This is a genomic window from Rhodanobacter koreensis (genome assembly GCF_054782855.1).
Map to the genome: position 1 here is coordinate 69,472 of NZ_BAAGRR010000012.1, position 17,264 is coordinate 86,735.

The window sequence follows — 17,264 nt, forward strand, 5'->3', positions numbered from 1 at the left end:
GGCCGGAAATTTCAACCAGGTTGGCCGGGATGTCAGTTCGCATCCCAGCTGCCGACGGGCCAGGTACTGGAATCGCCCACATCGTCGATGCTGACTGGCGCCAGCCGTGCAATGCGCACCGCGAGCGCACCATGGCGACGGGGTTCCCGCTCGAGTGTCGAGAGGATGTTGCCAAGGCCGGTCAGGTAGGCCTTCTTCGCCATGCGTTTGAGGCCGCGCAGGCCGGCAACAGGCGGGCAAATCTCATTGACGTAGCCGGACCAGTTCGAAGCATCGAACATGTTCTGGCAAATGGATATCGATGGTGTGAGAGCGCGTGCGGCATGCCACCAGCGGGAAGGGACGAAAACCATGTCGCCGGGGCGCAGCACGGTATGGTACTGGGTGGCCTTGGCGAATAAAGGAAATCGTTCGGGATCGGGGTGCTGCACATCCGGAATCAGCGATTGATTGGGTATGCCTGATTTCGGATACACATAGGCGGAATCCTCCGGAGGATAAAGAATGAATTCCTTGTCCCCGTAGATCTCGGTGATCGTTGCGTGCCCATTCTCGCCGTCATAGTGCAATATCGGGAAGTGGCCGCCGGTGCCGCCAATCAACAACTTGAGATAGCCGTCCGGCCGTCTCCATGGCCGCAGCATCAACGGGCTGGCCAGTCGCCGCGGAAATGCATAGGGATTCTGCGGTTCGAGATCGGGCAGCAGCTCCGGCAGATGCGGGCCGATGAACAGCCGGTACATGTAGGGTCCGGGGGCATCCTCGCGTGAGGCCAGTACGGCATCGATGAAGGCATCGAACGTCATCCGCTGGCTGTGGCTGACATTGACCTGCTTCGCACCGAACTGGTGCTTGAAGAATTCAGGGGTCCACTTGCCCATGGCCGGACATGCCCGCATCGCGTTTTCCACTACGACCGGCCGGTTCGTGGCCACGTATTCGCGCACGAAAGACGCATAGGGCAAGTCATCGGCACGAAGACGTTCCACCGCGACCCGGGTCTGCACCGAGGCAGCGCGAGCATCCGGATGGATGGCTGCGGTATTCAGCGGAGTGGCTCCTGCACGCCAAGCCGGGAGGGTCGCCAGATGGCCGACCGACTGATGCAACGTATCAATCGCGAATGACGCTACGCGGGCTTTTTTGCAGTGTCAATTCAGCAAATTCATGCGTCGAAAGTTGTCATGCAGGAGCATCGAAAGATCATGCGGAAAGCATTTTGTCGGGACTTTTCTGGTAGCGGCGCGGACGTCGAGCAGAGTCAATCAGCTCGACGCTGATCCGCATGACGAGGATCTGTTTCGATGTCGTCTCGCGCGATCGTGTCGCGGCCGACCCGGATGCCGCATGTCCTGCATGCACATGGATGGCGAGCGCGGTGTAGGCCATGCGCGAGATACCTGCCCGTCTCGCATCCTGACAAAATGGAACGCGCATCGACCCGACAAACCGACAAGGGGCTGCCTCATGCGCAATGATTCCGGGCGTCATGCTGCAAGACATCGCAACCTCCGCGAAGCCGTGGCTGCCGCGCTGCTGGCCACGGTGATTGGTGGCGCCCATGGCACGCCTTCCACCGATGCGCCGCTGCCGGCACTGGCTCCCGCATTGGGTGCGCATGCCTTGCTCGTGCAGACGGAGGGAAAGGGAAGCAGTCCGGCGGTCAGCAAGCCGATCGAGACCGCGGCAAGCGGCAGTTCGCTACTGGTTCTGGTCAGCAGCTATGCGAGCAATTCGGATGATCCGACCGACAGTTACTCGAATACGTGGAAGCAGCTGGGTCCCAGCGTCACCTACAACGGCTATGACGGCAAGTTCAACGCCCGGGCCTATGTGGCGCTTTCGGCCAGGGGTGGCGCCAACCACACGGTCAGCGTCACGAAGAGCGGTGATGCGGCGGGGGAGATCTCGGTGCCCATCATCGAGATCAGGCATGCCGGCGTACTGAAGGATGTCGCGCAGAATTACCCGGTCCCCGGGACCGTCGGCAGGGCTGCCAACAAGCTGGCGCGCGTCTGGCACGATGTCGCCGGCGACCCCTCGGTTTCCAGCACTGCGCTGACCAGCGGCAGCGTCACCACGACCGGACCGGCGACCCTGATCGCGGTGTGGTGGGGCGATGCCACCGTCTATTCGATGACGGCCGTGCCCGACAACGGGTTCAAGGTGATTGACAGCTTCCTGGAGTTGCCGCCGAACAGTGGCACGCAGTGTGCCGTGGCATTCAGGCAGGTGAAGGCGGCCGGCACCTACAGCGTCACCTGGACAGGCAGTCCGGCCCAGGGGGCGATCCTGTGGTTGTTCGCGTTCCAGTCCGGCGAATAGCCACTGCCGCTGGAGCGTAGGGCGAAACATCACATGGCGCGGTGCACGCCCAAGGATTCGGGTGCGTGCGCGTGAGGCAGGCTGCCGCGATGTGCCTCATGGCCTATCCCGGAGGGATTACCACATTTACCGCTTTGAATAGTGACACGGCCGTCACAGAAGCGGAAACTAACGGTCTCCGCAAAGGGATGGGGGGCGGAAATCATGAATGCCAGGGCCACTGGGCTCATCGATGCCGATTGGGCCGCGTTCGATCCATGGCGGCCCCAGGCGGTGCGGCATCGGTTGATGGAGCATCCATTGCTGCAGCCCGGCCAGCTGGTGGAGTTCGGCCGGCGCCTTGAGCGGGCGGCCCAGCTCTACTCGTTCAGCAACGACGCCACCGCAGCCGCGAATTTCAACGAGGTGGGAAGCACCCATCCGAACCGGAAGTCCGCGCAGGAAACCCTGCAGGACATCAGCCACGCCAAGGCATGGATGCTGCTCCGCCACGTGCAGGCTGATCCTGCCTATCGTGCGCTCGTCGACTCCGTACTCGATGAGGTCAAGCCGCAGATCGAGCACAAAGACCCCGGCATGTGCTACCGGGCCGGCTGGATTTTCGTGTCCTCGCCGCACACGGTCACGCCGTTCCACATCGACCGCAACCACGGCATCCTGCTGCAAGTGCGCGGCACCAAGACCGTCTATGTGTGGGACCCCGACGATGCCACGGTGGTCAGCGATCGCGCGCGTGACTGGTTCCATGGTCATCGCGAACTTGCCCTGGTGAAGTGGAACGAGGAGTTCCGCGCCCGCGCGCACGTATTCCACCTGCGGCCCGGCATGGGCGTGTACATGCCATTGACCAGCCCGCACATGGTCGAGACCAGTGACGAGCCATCCATCACCTTGAGCCTCAGCTACAACACCCAGGCCTCGCGTCGCAACGCGTTGCTGCACGTCGTGCGCGACCGCATGCGCGGGATCGGGATCGGGCTGCCCCCGGTCGGCCAGCGACCGTTGTTCGATGCATGGATGCATGCAGGTGCCCGCACTGCAGACGATTTGCGCAGATCCACCCGCCGCTGGTTCGGGCGGCCAACACGTTCCGATGGAGTGCCCTACGCCTCCGATGATTGAGTCCGATGGCCGGTTGGTCATCCCGATCGTCGGCAGGCACACAAGCAAGTTCGATGAGTATCCAGATCATGGCGCATGGCGATATGCAAAACATGGGGCTGCTCGATGTGCTGCCAAGCCAGTCCACGGGTGTGGGCGACGCGTGGCAGCATCGGCAGTACACGCTTGATGCTGCGTTGGCCACCGCGCTGGTTGACGCTGTGCGCCGACGTTCGATTGGTCCCGCACAACTGCTGAGTGCGGCCCTGGTGTTGGTCGAATCGCGCCTGACCGGTGCCGACTCAGTACTTGCGACAGCATGGGGAATGCATGGCGCCGCGCAGCGTTCCATTGAGACGCCGCGCAAGGGATCGCGCGATGCATGGCTCGAAATCAGTACGCGTCCGTTCGGCGAGCCGACAGATGCGCCGGCGCACAGTGCATGGTTCGTTCATGACGACGAAGCACTACTCGCTTCCAGTCAAGTGTCGGCACAACTGGCATGGCGACTGCACCTGGCGGGCGGAGCGCTGCTGCATGTCGATTTTCGCGGATCGCTGGATGAGGCGTCCGCTGACCTGCTTGCCGGCTGCGTCCTGCGCACCCTGGGTGCATTCGGGGTACCGCAGGATTGCGCGCTGGAATCGATCGACATTCTCGATCCGGCCGAACGCCATCGGCTCCTGGTCGAATGGAATGCCACCAACGTACCGCGGCGCGCCGAGGATACGGTGCATGGCCTGTTCGCGGCCGTTGCCGGGAAACATGCGGACAAGATCGCGGTGGTCGATGACCAGGACAGCCTCACCTATGCGCAGCTGGACCGGCGCTCGGACGGGCTGGCGGCGCGTCTGCGTGATGCCGGCGTTGCACCGGGTGCGATCGTGGGCGTGATGCTGGATCGCTCGGTCGACGCAGTAAGCGCGATTCTCGGCGTGTTGAAAGCGGGGGCGGCCTACCTGCCGCTCGACATGGCTTATCCGGAAGAGCGCGTGGCGTTCATGCTGGACGACGCCGGGGTGCGCGTCGTGGTGACTCCGCGCGTCGACCGGGTGTTGCCGCTCGCCGGCTCGATCATGCGTGTGGCCGTCGCGGGCGCGTCCGAGGAGGACATCGACGCAGCCTGCGCGCCCGTCGTGCTGGATGGCGACGCGCTGGCCTATGTAATGTACACCTCCGGCTCGACCGGTACGCCCAAGGGCGTGGAGATCCGGCATCGCTCGATCATTCGCCTGGTGTGCGGAGTCGACTACATCACGCTGGGTTCCGACACGCGGTTGTTGCATGCCGCTCCGTTGGGCTTTGATGCCTCGACGCTGGAGATCTGGGGTGCGCTGCTCAATGGCGGCTGCGTCATCGTGCATGACGAGGCCATCCCCACCGGCACCGGTCTCGCGCGCACCATTGCGCGGCACAAGGTCAGTACGGCATTCCTCACCACCGCGCTGTTCAATGCCATTGTCGATGTCGATCCGCGCCACCTGGCCGGATTGGATGAATTGTTCACCGGTGGCGAGAAGGTATCCGTCCGGCATGTGCGGCGGGCGCTGGATGCGTTGCCGGAAACGACCATCATTCATCCCTACGGCCCGACCGAATGCACGACGTTCACCACCACCTATCGCGTGCCGCGCGATCTCGCGCCTGATGCGCCCACGATTCCGATCGGCCGTCCCATCGCCGACACCCAGCTATATGTGCTCAATCAACGCATGGAGCTGCTGCCGATCGGCGTTGTCGGGGAGTTGTTCGTGGGTGGCGTCGGAGTCGCGCGCGGGTACCTGCGACGCCCCGAGCTGAGCGCCGAGCGCTTCGTTCCCGATCCGTTCGGCAATGAGGGCGAGCGCTTGTATCGCACCGGCGATCTGGTGCGCTATCTGTCGGACGGATGCATCGAATTCGTCGGTCGCATGGATGGCCAGGTCAAGATTCGCGGCTATCGCATCGAAACCGGGGAGATCGAGGCAGCGCTGGCACGCCATCGCTCCATCGGTGCCTGTGCCGTGATGGCGCGCGAGGATCAGCCCGGCCGCAAGCGCCTGGTGGCGTATTACGTGTGCATCCGCGGCAAGGTGACGGCACAGGCGCTGCGTGGTCATCTGGGCGTGAGCCTGCCTGAATTCATGGTGCCGGCGTGCTACGTGCGGCTTGACGCGCTGCCATTGACCGCCAATGGCAAGATCGACCGCCGCGCGCTGCCCGTGCCGGATTCCAGCCGGCCCCAGCTTGCCGTGCCGTACATGGATCCTGTCGGGTCCATGGAGCAGCAGGCATGCACCGTATTCGGCGAACTGCTCGGACTGGATCGCGTGGGTCGCGACGATAATTTCTTCGACCTCGGCGGCGACTCGCTGTCAGCCGTTCGTGCCGTCAATCAACTCAACAAGCTGGCGGCGCATGAATTGACCATGCTGGCGTTTTTCCAGAATCCCACGCCCGCGGCGCTGGTGGTGGCGATGGAGGGAAGGACGCAGGGCACGCCCATCACGCATCACATGTCACGCGGCGAGGGTGGTACCGATGCCGAGCCGGTCGCCATCATCGCGATGGCCGGGCGTTTCCCGGGCGCGGGTGACGTCGAGGCGTTCTGGCGCAACCTGTGCGAGGGCCGGGAATCGATCACGTTCTTTGGCGCCGACGAGCTCGACCCGAGCATCCCGCCGGAACAGCGTCGCGACCCGGCCTATGTGGCCGCACGCGGGATCATCGACGGCGTGGAGAACTTTGACGCCGCGTTCTTCGGCATCCCGCCGCGCGAGGCGGAGCTGATGGACCCGCAGCAGCGGATCTTCCTCGAGCTGTGCTGGGAATGCCTCGAGCGCGCCGGCCACGTGCCGGATGCGCACACGGCACCGGTCGGCGTGTTTGGCGGCATGTACCACGCCACCTATTTCCAGCGGCACCTCAGCACGCGACCGGATCTGATCGACAAGCTCGGCGACTTCCAGGTCATGCTGGCGAACGAGAAGGACTTCATTGCCACCCGTGTCGCCCACCGGCTCAACCTGACTGGTCCGGCGATCAGCATGAATACCGCCTGCTCCACGTCGCTGGTGGCGATCTGCCAGGCCTTCGACGCACTGCGCGCAGGTCGTTGTGCGATGGCCCTGGCCGGCGGTGCATCGATCACCTGTCCGCCACGCAGCGGCTATCTCTCCCAGGAAGGCACCATGCTTTCGCCGGATGGGCATACGCGCAGCTTCGATGCGGATGCGCGCGGCACCGTGTTCAGCGACGGCGCCGCGGTGGTGTTGCTCAAGCGGCTGTCGGATGCGATCGCCGACGGCAACCCGATCTATGCGCTGATCCGCGGCGGCGCGGTCAACAACGACGGCGCGACCAAGGCCAGTTTCATGGCGCCAAGCAGTGCCGGACAGGCGGCGGTGATCGCGATGGCCCACGCCGATGCCGGCGTCGAGGCGCGCAGCATTTCCTATGTGGAGGCGCATGGCACGGCCACGCCGATCGGCGATCCGATCGAGATCGAGGGCCTCACCAGCGCCTTCCGGCGCAGCACCAGCGACATCGGTTTCTGTCATGTCGGATCGGTCAAGAGCAATGTCGGCCACATGGTGATTGCCGCCGGCGCGGCAGGCGTGATCAAGACGGCATTCGCGCTGGCCGAGCAGCGGATTCCGCCGACCGTGCATTTCCAGTCGCCCAACCCGGGCATCGATTTCGCCGGCTCCCCGTTCGTGGTCAATCATCAATTGCAGGAGTGGCGGCCCGATGGCGCACCCTTGCGTGCGGGCGTCAGCTCGTTCGGTGTCGGTGGCACCAATGCACATGTGGTGATGGAGCAGGCGCCGCCGCAGCCGCCTTCCGATGCCGCGAGCGGGCCGCAACTGCTGCTGCTGTCGGCACGCACGGCCAGCGCGCTCGGCGCGGCGGTGACGCGGTTGACGGATCACCTGATCGCCCGGCCCGGGATCAACCTCGCCGATGTTGCATGGACATTGGCCGTGGGTCGCAAGGCCTTTGCGCATCGTGCAGTGGTGGTGGCCGAGGACATCGACACCGCCGTTGCCCGGCTTCGCAGTCCGGAAACCGCCGCCGCGGTGGCCCGCAGTCATCCGGCCCGCCCCAGCGACGTGGTGTTCCTGTTCCCCGGCCAGGGTGCGCAATACGCTGGCATGGGGCGCGAGCTGTATGCCAGCGAGCCGGCTTTCCGCAGTGCCTTCGATGCCTGCGCCGAAGCCTTGCTTGGAGAGCTAGGTTTTGATCTGCGCGAACGGGTCTTCGCCGACGATGCCGAGGCCTTGTTGCCCACGGCGGTCATGCAGCCGGCCACGTTCGCGATCGAATACGCGCTGGCCCAGTTGTGGATGAGCCTGGGCATCACGCCGGCGGCGATGGTCGGCCACAGCGTGGGCGAGTTCGTCGCTGCGACCCTGGCTGGCGTATTCGGACTGCATGATGCGCTGCATCTGGTCGCACGTCGCGGTGCGCTGATGCAGGCGCAACCGGAAGGCGGCATGTTGTCGGTGCGCCTGCCGCTGGCGGCGCTGCAGGCGCGCTTGCCGACCGATCTTTCACTGGCGGCGGAGAATGCCCCTGGCCTGTGCGTGGTCGCCGGGCCGCATGACGCGATCGCGCGGTTCCAGGCTGCGCTGGATGCCGACGGCGTTGCCTGTCGTCTGTTGAAGACCTCGCATGCGTTCCACTCGGCGATGATGGATCCGGTGCTGGCGCCATTCCGCGCCGAGGTGGCCAAGGCGGTACGCGGTGCACCCCGGTTGCCGATGGTGTCGACGGCGACGGGCGACTGGCTTGGCGCAGATCAGGCCAGCTCGGTTGAGTACTGGACGGATCACCTGCGCCGGCCGGTACGCTTTTCCACAGCGCTCGGTCGCGTGCTCGATGCACCTGCGCGGGTGCTGCTGGAAGTCGGGCCACGCGCCACGCTGAGCACCTTGGCGCGCCAGCATCTCGGCGCGCAGCGCAGCCAGGTGGTGGCCTTGTCGACCTTGGCCGACACGCCGGTGGCAGAGGTGGCGGCCTTCCGTCTTGCGGTCGGCCAGCTCTGGTGTCGCGGCGTGGCGATCGATCCGGCGCAGCTCGACCGGCGCGGGACACGCCATCGGGTGTTGTTGCCGTCCTATCCGTTTGAACCTCAGCGCTGCTGGGTCGAGGCCGTCGCGGCCAGTGCCCCAATGGCCGCCGGAGCCATGCCGGCGGCTGCCGCGGCGCCCACGCCTATCGAGGAACTCCCGATGTCGATTGCTCCAGCAGCACAGGCAGTACCCGCTGCCAATCGTCGGCCGCGCCTGATCGCGCAATTGAAGGCAGCCTTCGAGGATGTGGCCGGCATCGACCTGGCCGATACCGATGACGCGACCCATTTCATCGAGCTCGGTCTCGACAGCCTGATGCTGACGCAGATGGCGCTGCATCTTTCCAAGATGTTCCCGGTCACCATCACGTTCCGCCAGTTGATGACCGATTATTCGAGCATCGACCAGCTCGCCAGCCTGATCGACGAGCAGTTGCCCGCCGAGGCAGCGCCATCGCCGGCTGTGGCGCCGGTGTTGGCCGCCACCCCGGGACCAGTGCTGCCGGCACGGCCGGCGCAGGGGACAGCCATGAACAACGACTACGTGCAGCAGGTGATCGAGCAGCAGATGCAGCTGATGGCGCAGCAGCTGGCGCTGCTGGCCGGCCATGTCGGCGCTGCGGCTCCACTCGCGCCAGCCGCTCCGGTGCCTGCCGCCGTGGTCGCCGTGCCGGCCGTGGCCCCAGCACCGGCTGCCGCCACGCCTCCCGGTGACGAGGAAGCCGCACTCGCGCACACCAGGTACGACGTGAAGAAGGCTTTCGGCGCGATCGCCCGCATCGACACCGCCGGCAAGCTCGAATTGTCCGCGCGCCAGCAGGGTCGCCTCGACCAGTTCATCCAGCGCTATGTGACGCGGACGCGGAAATCCAGGGACTACACCGAGACCCACCGCCCGCACATGGCCGATCCGCGGGTGGTCAACGGCTTCCGGCCGCTGCTCAAGGAAATCGTCTACCAGATCGTGATCGGCCGCTCCAAGGGTTCCCATATGTGGGACCTGGATGGCAACGAGTACGTCGACGCGCTCAACGGCTTCGGCATGAGCCTGTTCGGCTGGCAGCCCGATTTCATCGTCGATGCCGTGCGCCGCCAGCTCGATCTCGGTTACGAGATCGGCCCGCAGCATCCGTTGTCCGGCGAGGTGGCTCGCCTGGTCTGCGAGATCACCGGGCACGATCGCGCGGCACTGTGCAATACCGGGTCGGAGGCAGTCCTGGGTGCGTTGCGCATCGCGCGCACGGTGACCGGTCGCAGCACGGTGGCGCTGTTCACGGGTTCGTACCACGGCATCATCGACGAGGTCATCGTGCGCGGCACGAAGAAGCTGCGTGCGGTACCGGCGGCGCCGGGCATCATGCGCAACACCGCCGAGAACGTGCTGGTGCTCGACTACGGCACGCCGGAATCGCTGGAAATCATCCGCACCCGCGCGCACGAACTGGCGGCAGTGCTGATCGAACCGGTGCAGAGCCGACGTCCCGACTTCCAGCCGGTCGAATTCCTCAAGGAAGTCCGCGCGATCACGGCAGCGTCGGGCACGCTGTGCATTTTCGACGAGATCGTCACCGGCTTCCGTGCGCATCCGGGCGGCACCCAGGCCCTGTTCGGCATCAAGGCCGACATCGCCACCTACGGCAAGGTCGTCGGCGGCGGTTATCCGATCGGCGTCATCGCCGGCAAGCGTGAATACATGGATGCGCTCGACGGCGGGGCGTGGCAGTTCGGCGACGATTCGGTGCCGACCGTGGGGGTTACCTATTTCGCCGGTACCTTCGTGCGCCATCCGCTCGCACTGGCGGCGGCCAAGGCGGTTTTGGAACACATGAAGGAGGCTGGTCCCGCGCTGCAGGAGCGCGTCAACGCACGCACGACGGCACTGGCCGACGAACTCAATGCCTTCTGCAGCGAAGTGGGTGCGCCGATCGCGATCAAGCAGTTTGCCTCGGTGTGGAAGACCCAGTTCCTGGAGGATCACCCGCTGCAGGATCTGCTGTTCGCGATGATGCGCAGCCGCGGCATCCACATCCTGGACAATTTCCCGTGCTTTTTCACCAGCGCGCATAGCGAGGAAGACTTCCAGCGCATCATCCAGGCCTACAAGGATTCGGTGATCGAACTGCAGGAGGCCGAGTTCCTGCCGCGGCGCACCGCGACCATCCACACGGTCATGGATGCGAATGCGCCGCCGCTGCCGGGTGCGCGACTCGGGCGCGACCTCGACGGCCGTCCGTGCTGGTTCGTGCCCAATCCCGATCAGGCCGGCAAGTTCATGAAGGTGGGCGGATGAACACGGCGAGCGAGTCCGCGCGGGTCGCGCTGACCGCCGTCGACTACGATCCGTTTGGTGCGGTCCCGCTGCTGCGCGTGGTGCCCAGCACCGAATCGCAGCGCGAGATCTGGCTGGCCGCGAAACTCGGTCCGGAAGCTTCGCTGGCCTACAACGAGTCGGTCACGCTGCGTCTGCGCGGCGCGCTCGATCGCGAGGCCCTGCACGCGGCACTGCAGGAGCTGGTCGACCGCCACGATGCATTGCGGGCGACGTTCGGCCCGGATGGCGAGACATTCTGCGTGCTCGAACGGCTCGCACTGGCGCTGCCGGAAACCGATCTGACCCCGCTGGCCGGCGAGGCACGCGACAGCGCGCTCGCCGAACACAAGCGCGGTGCCGTGGAAACGCCGTTCGTGCTCGAGCAGGGACCGCTGTTCCGTGCCGAACTGGTGTGCTGCGGCGCCGACGACCATGTGCTGATACTGACGGCGCATCACATCATCTGCGATGGCTGGTCGTGGTGGGTGATCGTGCGCGAGCTCGCCGCCCTGTATGCCGGGCGTCACGGGACATGGGTGGAAACGCCCCCGGCCACCGATTCGTTTGCCGATTTCGCGCTGGCCCAGGCAGCGCATCCGGACATCCGCGCGCTGGCCGCCGACGAGGCGTACTGGCTGGCACGTTATGCCGACGGTGCGCCGGTACTCGAGCTGCCGACCGACCGTCCGCGACCGCCGCGCCGCACGTTTGCCTCGGCGCGCGAGGATTACGTGCTCGATGCCGCCCTGCTCACGGCGATCAAGCAGCTCGGCGCGCATCGCGGGGCCAGTCTGTTCGCCACCTTGCTCGGCAGTTTTGCCGCGGTGCTGGCGCGGGTGGCCGGGCAAGCCGACGTGGTGATCGGCATTCCTGCCGCGGCACAGGCCCTCAATGGCCACCAGGACCTGGTCGGACACGGCGTGAACCTGCTGCCGCTGCGCTTCACGCCAGATCCGGCGATACCCTTTGCACAACTGCTCAAGGCGAACCAGGCCACGCTGCTGGATGCACTCGATCACCAGCAGTACACCTTCGGCACCTTGTTGAAGAAGCTCGGCATGGGCCGCGACCCGAGCCGGCTGCCGCTGGTCAGTGTGCTGTTCAACATCGACCAGGCACTCGACCACGAGGCGACCGCGTTCCCGGGGCTGGCGATGGAGTTCTCCAGTACCGCGCGCAGCTTCGAGAACTTCGAGCTGTTCATCAATGCGGTGCAGGAGCATGGCCAGCTGCGGCTGGAATGCCAGTACAACCGCGACCTGTTCGACGCCGCCACGGTGCGCCGCTGGCTGGCCGCCTACGAAACCCTGCTGCGCGCGGCCGTCGAGCGACCCGAGGCGATGCTTGGCGCGCTGCCGCTAGTGAGCGAATCCGCGCGTGGTGAACTGCTGGCACTGCAGCCGACGGCCACGCCATTCGACGTGGAGCGGCGTGCACACGAATTCTTCGAGGCGCAGTGCGACCGCACGCCCGATCGCGTGGCGGTGCGCGCGGGCACCACCGCGCTGAGTTATGCCGAACTCGAGCTGCGCGCCAACCGCATCGCCCATCTGCTGCGGGCGAACGGCGTGCGCCGTGGCGCGCTGGTCGGCATTGCGCTGGATCGTGGCATCGACATGGTGGCGGCCTTGCTCGGCGTCCTGAAGGCGGGTGCCGGCTACGTGCCGCTCGATCCGGGGTTCCCGCTGGAGCGCCTGAATTACATGGTCAGTGACGCGGGTCTCGCCGCCCTGGTCACGCAGAGCGAACACGCGGCGCGTTTCGATCTGCGCGGGCGACCGGTACTGGCGCTGGACCAGCTGGCCGCGGAACTGCAGCAGGCGGCGACCGCGCGTATCGGACGCGACACGGATGCAAGCACGCCGGAATCCGTGGCCTACGTGATCTACACCTCCGGTTCCACCGGCAATCCGAAGGGCGTGCTGGTGCCGCATCGGGCGACCGCCAATTTCCTCACCGCGATGCAGCAGGCACCGGGCATCGAGGCTGACGACCGGCTGGTGGCGGTGACCACGCTGTCGTTCGACATCGCCTTCATGGAACTGATGCTGCCGCTGGCCGTCGGCGCCCAGGTGATCGTGGCGAGCCGCGAGCAGGTTCGCGACGGCACCGCGTTGCGCACGCTCATCGAAACCAGTGAAGCGAACTACCTGCAGGCCACGCCGGCCGGCTGGCGCCTGCTGCTCGAAGCCGGCTGGCAGGGACACCCGCGCTTCAAGGCGGTGTCCGGCGGCGAGCCGCTGTCGCTGACGCTGGCCGATGCACTGCTCGCGCGTTGCGGCGAGGTGTGGAATGGCTACGGTCCGACCGAGGCCACGGTGTATTCGACCTTCTGGAAAGTCGAGAACCCGCGCGCCGGCATCGTGATCGGACGCCCGGTCGCGAATACCACGGTGTGGGTGCTGGACGAACAGCACCAGCTGTGTCCGATCGGCGTGCCCGGCGAACTCTGGATCGGCGGTGCCAGTGTCGCGCTCGGTTATCTCGAGCGGCCGGAACTGACGGCCGAACGTTTTGTCGCCGATCCGTATACCGATCGATCCGATGCGCGGCTCTACCGCACCGGCGACCGCGGCCGCTGGCTCGCCAACGGCACGATCGAGCATCTGGGCCGGATCGATTTCCAGGTCAAGCTGCGCGGCTTCCGCATCGAACCGGGCGAGATCGAAGCGAACCTCGCCGGCCAGCCCGGGGTGGCCCACGTGGTGGTCATCGTGCGCGAGGATGTGCCCGGCGATGCGCGGCTGGTGGCGTACCTGGTGGCTGCACCCGGGGCCGGCGTGAACGAGACCGCGTTGCGCGCGCACCTGCGGGACGTGTTGCCCGAATACATGATCCCGCAGCATTTCATCGTGCTCGATGCGATCCCGCTGTTGCCCAACGGCAAGATCGACCGCAAGCGCCTGCCGGCACCGTCGGCCGTCGCCGGCATGACTGCCGAACGTCTTGCTCCGCGCGACGAGCTCGAGCAGCGGGTGGCGGATGCCATGGCCAGCGCGCTCGGCAGCGGCCCGCTCGGCGTGGACGACAATTTCTTCGAGCACGGCGGCCACTCATTGCTGGTTGCCCAGCTCACGGCGCGGCTCAACCGCGACCTGAAGCTGGCGCTGCCCTTGCGCACCGTGTTCGAAGCCCCCACCGTGGCACGCCTTGCGGCAGCCATTCGCATGAACGATGGCGTTGGAGCATCCATGCCGCAACGATCGATCCCCCGCCTGCCGGATCGGCGGCGCGCACCGCTGTCGTCGATGCAGCAGCGGCTGTGGTATCTCGAACAGCTGCATCCGGGGCGCGTGGTCTACAACACGCCTTCCGCGCATCGCCTGCGCGGTCCGATGAACGAAGTCGCCTTCGAGCGTGCGTTGTGCGAGACGGTGCGACGCCAACCGGTGCTGCGCACGTCGATCGAGTCGAACGAGACATCGACGATGCAGCGCATCCACGACGATGTCGTGGTCAGCCTGCTGCCGGTGGAGGATCTGTCGGGCTTGCCGGAAGGGGCACGAGAGCCTGAATTGCAACGCCGTCTCGATGCGCTGATCGCCGAGCCGTTCGATCTGACCACCGCGCCGCTGTTTCGCGCACGGCTGTTCCGGCTCGGCGAGCAGGATCATGTGTTCTTCTTCATGACCCACCACATCATCTGGGATGGCTGGTCGTTCGATCTGCTGTATGAGGACCTGTCGCGTGCCTACGTCGCCTTCTGCGCCGATCAGCCGACGCCGCTGGCGCCCCTGGCGGTCGAATACGGCGACTTTGCCGCCTGGCACCGCGACTGGATGTGCGGCGACGAACTTGCCCGCCAGCTGGCTCACTGGCTGCAGCGCCTGAGCGGAACGCTGGAGCCGCTCGAACTGCCTGCCGATCGGCCACGGCCGGCACGCATGTCGGGTGCCGGCGCCACCGAATGGATCCGGCTGCCTGCCGAGAATCTCGCGGCCATTCATGCGCTGGGCCAGCGCGTGGAGGCGACGTCCTTCATGGTGCTGCTGTCCGCGTACTACGTTCTCCTGCATCGACTCAGTGGCCAGCGCGGCCTGATCGTCGGCACGCCGGTGCGCGGTCGCGACGCCGTCGACCTCGAGCCGGTGATGGGTCTGTTCGTCAATGCGCTGCCGTTGCGTGTGGAGCTTGATCCGCAGTCATCGTTCCTGGATGTCCTGCGCGCCGTACGCGGCGTGGTGCTGGATGCGTTCACTTGCCCCGACGTGCCGTTCGAGCATCTGGTGTCGTCGCTCAAGCTGCCGCGCGACGAAAGCCGGCCGCCGGTCTACCAGGCGATGTTCTCGTTCCAGGATGTGCGCCAACGCATCGGCACGTGGGGTGATCTCCGGCATGAGCACCTGCCGGTGTTCCAGCGCGGCGCGGCCGACGATCTGGGCCTGTGGTTCATCGAACAGGAGCAGAGCCTGCTGGGTGGCATCACCTACAACACCGATCTTTTCAATGCCGAGACGGCGGCGCGCTTCCGTGAATGCTACGAGACGCTGCTGGCGTCGGCGCTGCTGGATCCACAGCGGCCGGTTTCCCAGCTGGCCTTGTTGTCTGCTCATGAGCAGGACCGGCTGCAGCACTGGAATGCGACGTCCGTCGTGGTTGCGGATCGGTGCATGCATACGCTGGTCGAGGCGCAATGTGATCGTACTCCCGACCGCATGGCCATGCGCTGCGCCGACCATGCGTTGAGCTATGCCGAACTGGATGCGCGCGCCAATCGCATCGCACATGTGCTGCGCGCGCGCGGCGCCGCCAACGGGACCTTGGTCGGCATCGCGTTGGACCGCAGCATCGACATGGTGGCCACGGTGCTGGGCGTGCTCAAGACGGGTGCCGGCTACGTGCCACTCGATCCCGATTTCCCCGGCGAGCGTCTGGACTACATGGTCGAGGATGCAAACCTGGCTGCCCTGGTCACCCAGAATGGGCACGCGTCGCGGTTCGATCTGCGCGGACGTCCGGTGCTCGTGCTCGATCGCGATGTCGCGGAACTGGATGCGGCTCCGACGACGCGAATCGGTCACGATGCCGGCGCGGCGACGGCGGATTCGATCGCTTACGTGATCTATACCTCCGGTTCCACCGGACGACCCAAGGGTGTGGGAATCCCGCATCGTGCGGTGGCGAACTTCCTTGCCGGAATGATCGAACGACCGGGACTGCGCGCGGACGACCGACTGGTGGCGGTGACCACGCTGTCATTCGATATCGCGGTGCTGGAGTTGTTCGGCCCGCTCAGCGTGGGCGCCGAAGTGGTGCTGGCCCGGCGCGAGGATGCGCTGGACGGCGAAACACTCAGGAACTTGCTCGCGGCGAGCCGGGCCACGCTGATGCAGGCGACGCCGGTTACCTGGCGTGTGTTGCTGCAGTCCGGCTGGTCGGGGTCGCCTGGTTTTCGCGCCCTGTGCGGAGGCGAGGCACTGGCGCCGGACCTGGCCTCACAGTTGCTGGCCGGCTGCAGTGAGGTGTGGAATCTCTACGGGCCCACCGAAACCACGGTGTGGTCCACCTGCTGGCGAGTCGAGCGTCCCGAACAGGGCATCTCGATCGGTACGCCGATCGCCAACACCCAGGTATGGATACTCGACGCGCAGCACCAGCGCTGTCCGATCGGCGTGCCCGGTGAAATCTGGATCGGCGGAGCGGGTGTCGCTCTCGGTTACCGCCACCGGCCGGAGCTGACCCAGGAGCGTTTTGTCGCCGATCCGTTCTCGGATCAACCGGGTGCGCGCCTGTACCGAACCGGAGATCGTGGCCGCTGGTTGGCCAATGGCACGCTGGAGCATCTTGGGCGACTCGATTTCCAGGTGAAACTGCGTGGTTTCCGCATCGAGCTTGGCGAGATCGAGGCGGTGGCGCGCGAGGAGTCGGCGGTCAGCGACTGTGTCGCCGTGGCTCACGATGTCAGCGAACATGATCGTCGCCTGGTCTTGTATGTGGCCTCGGAGGATGCCGAAGAGGCGTTGCTGCCGCGGCTGCGGGCGCGGCTGGCGGCGCAGTTGCCCGGCTATATGCAGCCGCAGCACCTGGTTCGGCTGGCGACATTGCCGCAGACACCGAACGGCAAGATCGATCGCAAGGCATTGCCGCTGCCCGTGTGGAAGACCGGATCGTTCGCTGATGCCGAAGCGGCACCCATCGAGGATCCGCGCCAACGCTATCTGGCGACCGTCTGGTGCGAGCTCATCGGTGTGGAGCGAGTGCGGCCAAGCGACAATTTCTTCGATATAGGCGGTCACTCGTTGCTGGCGATGGAACTGGTCGCCCGTGTGCGGCGCGAGACCAAGGTGCGCTTGAACCTGCTCGATGTCGCCACCGGCACCATGGCCTCGCTGGCCATGGAACTGCCCGATGTCACCAGCGCGGAACCGAAAACCAGCTCGCTGGGTGCACGCCTGCGCCAGCTGCTGGGATTCCACTGACATGCATGCAACTCACCCGTTCGTTACCCGGGCACATGCTGCCCTCACCCGCAAT

At 65.9% G+C, this 17,264-nt stretch carries 6 protein-coding genes; 4 read left to right on the top strand and 2 right to left on the bottom strand.

Translation table 11 applies throughout. The features are described from left to right. Positions 1-32: 32 nt before the first annotated feature. Positions 33-1,109 (bottom strand): cupin-like domain-containing protein, encoded by a 1,077-nt coding sequence (locus ACYVKM_RS13985; RefSeq protein WP_460878226.1) that lies wholly within the window; start codon positions 1,107-1,109, stop codon positions 33-35. Between the two features lie 94 nt (positions 1,110-1,203). Next, entirely contained in the window at positions 1,204-1,389 is a 186-nt protein-coding gene (locus tag ACYVKM_RS13990; protein ID WP_460878227.1) for a hypothetical protein, read from the bottom strand. Positions 1,390-1,467: 78 nt separating this feature from the next. On the opposite strand from ACYVKM_RS13990, the gene ACYVKM_RS13995 reads away from it, so the two are divergent. From ACYVKM_RS13995 to ACYVKM_RS14010, 4 genes are all read left to right on the top strand, one after another. Further along, positions 1,468-2,325: a hypothetical protein gene (locus ACYVKM_RS13995; RefSeq protein ID WP_460878228.1), complete on the top strand. Its 858-nt coding sequence runs from the start codon at positions 1,468-1,470 to the stop codon at positions 2,323-2,325. 204 nt (positions 2,326-2,529) lie between these two features. Next, positions 2,530-3,447 carry a cupin-like domain-containing protein gene (locus ACYVKM_RS14000; protein ID WP_460878229.1) on the top strand — a complete coding sequence of 306 codons (918 nt, stop codon included), beginning with the start codon at positions 2,530-2,532 and terminating at the stop codon, positions 3,445-3,447. Positions 3,448-3,500: 53 nt separating this feature from the next. After that, positions 3,501-10,769 (top strand): hybrid non-ribosomal peptide synthetase/type I polyketide synthase, encoded by a 7,269-nt coding sequence (locus ACYVKM_RS14005; RefSeq protein ID WP_460878230.1) that lies wholly within the window; start codon positions 3,501-3,503, stop codon positions 10,767-10,769. After that, positions 10,766-17,209 carry an amino acid adenylation domain-containing protein gene (locus tag ACYVKM_RS14010; protein WP_460878231.1) on the top strand — a complete coding sequence of 2,148 codons (6,444 nt, stop codon included), beginning with the start codon at positions 10,766-10,768 and terminating at the stop codon, positions 17,207-17,209. The genes ACYVKM_RS14005 and ACYVKM_RS14010 overlap by 4 nt, the downstream gene beginning before the upstream one ends. The last annotated feature ends 55 nt before the right edge of the window (positions 17,210-17,264 follow it).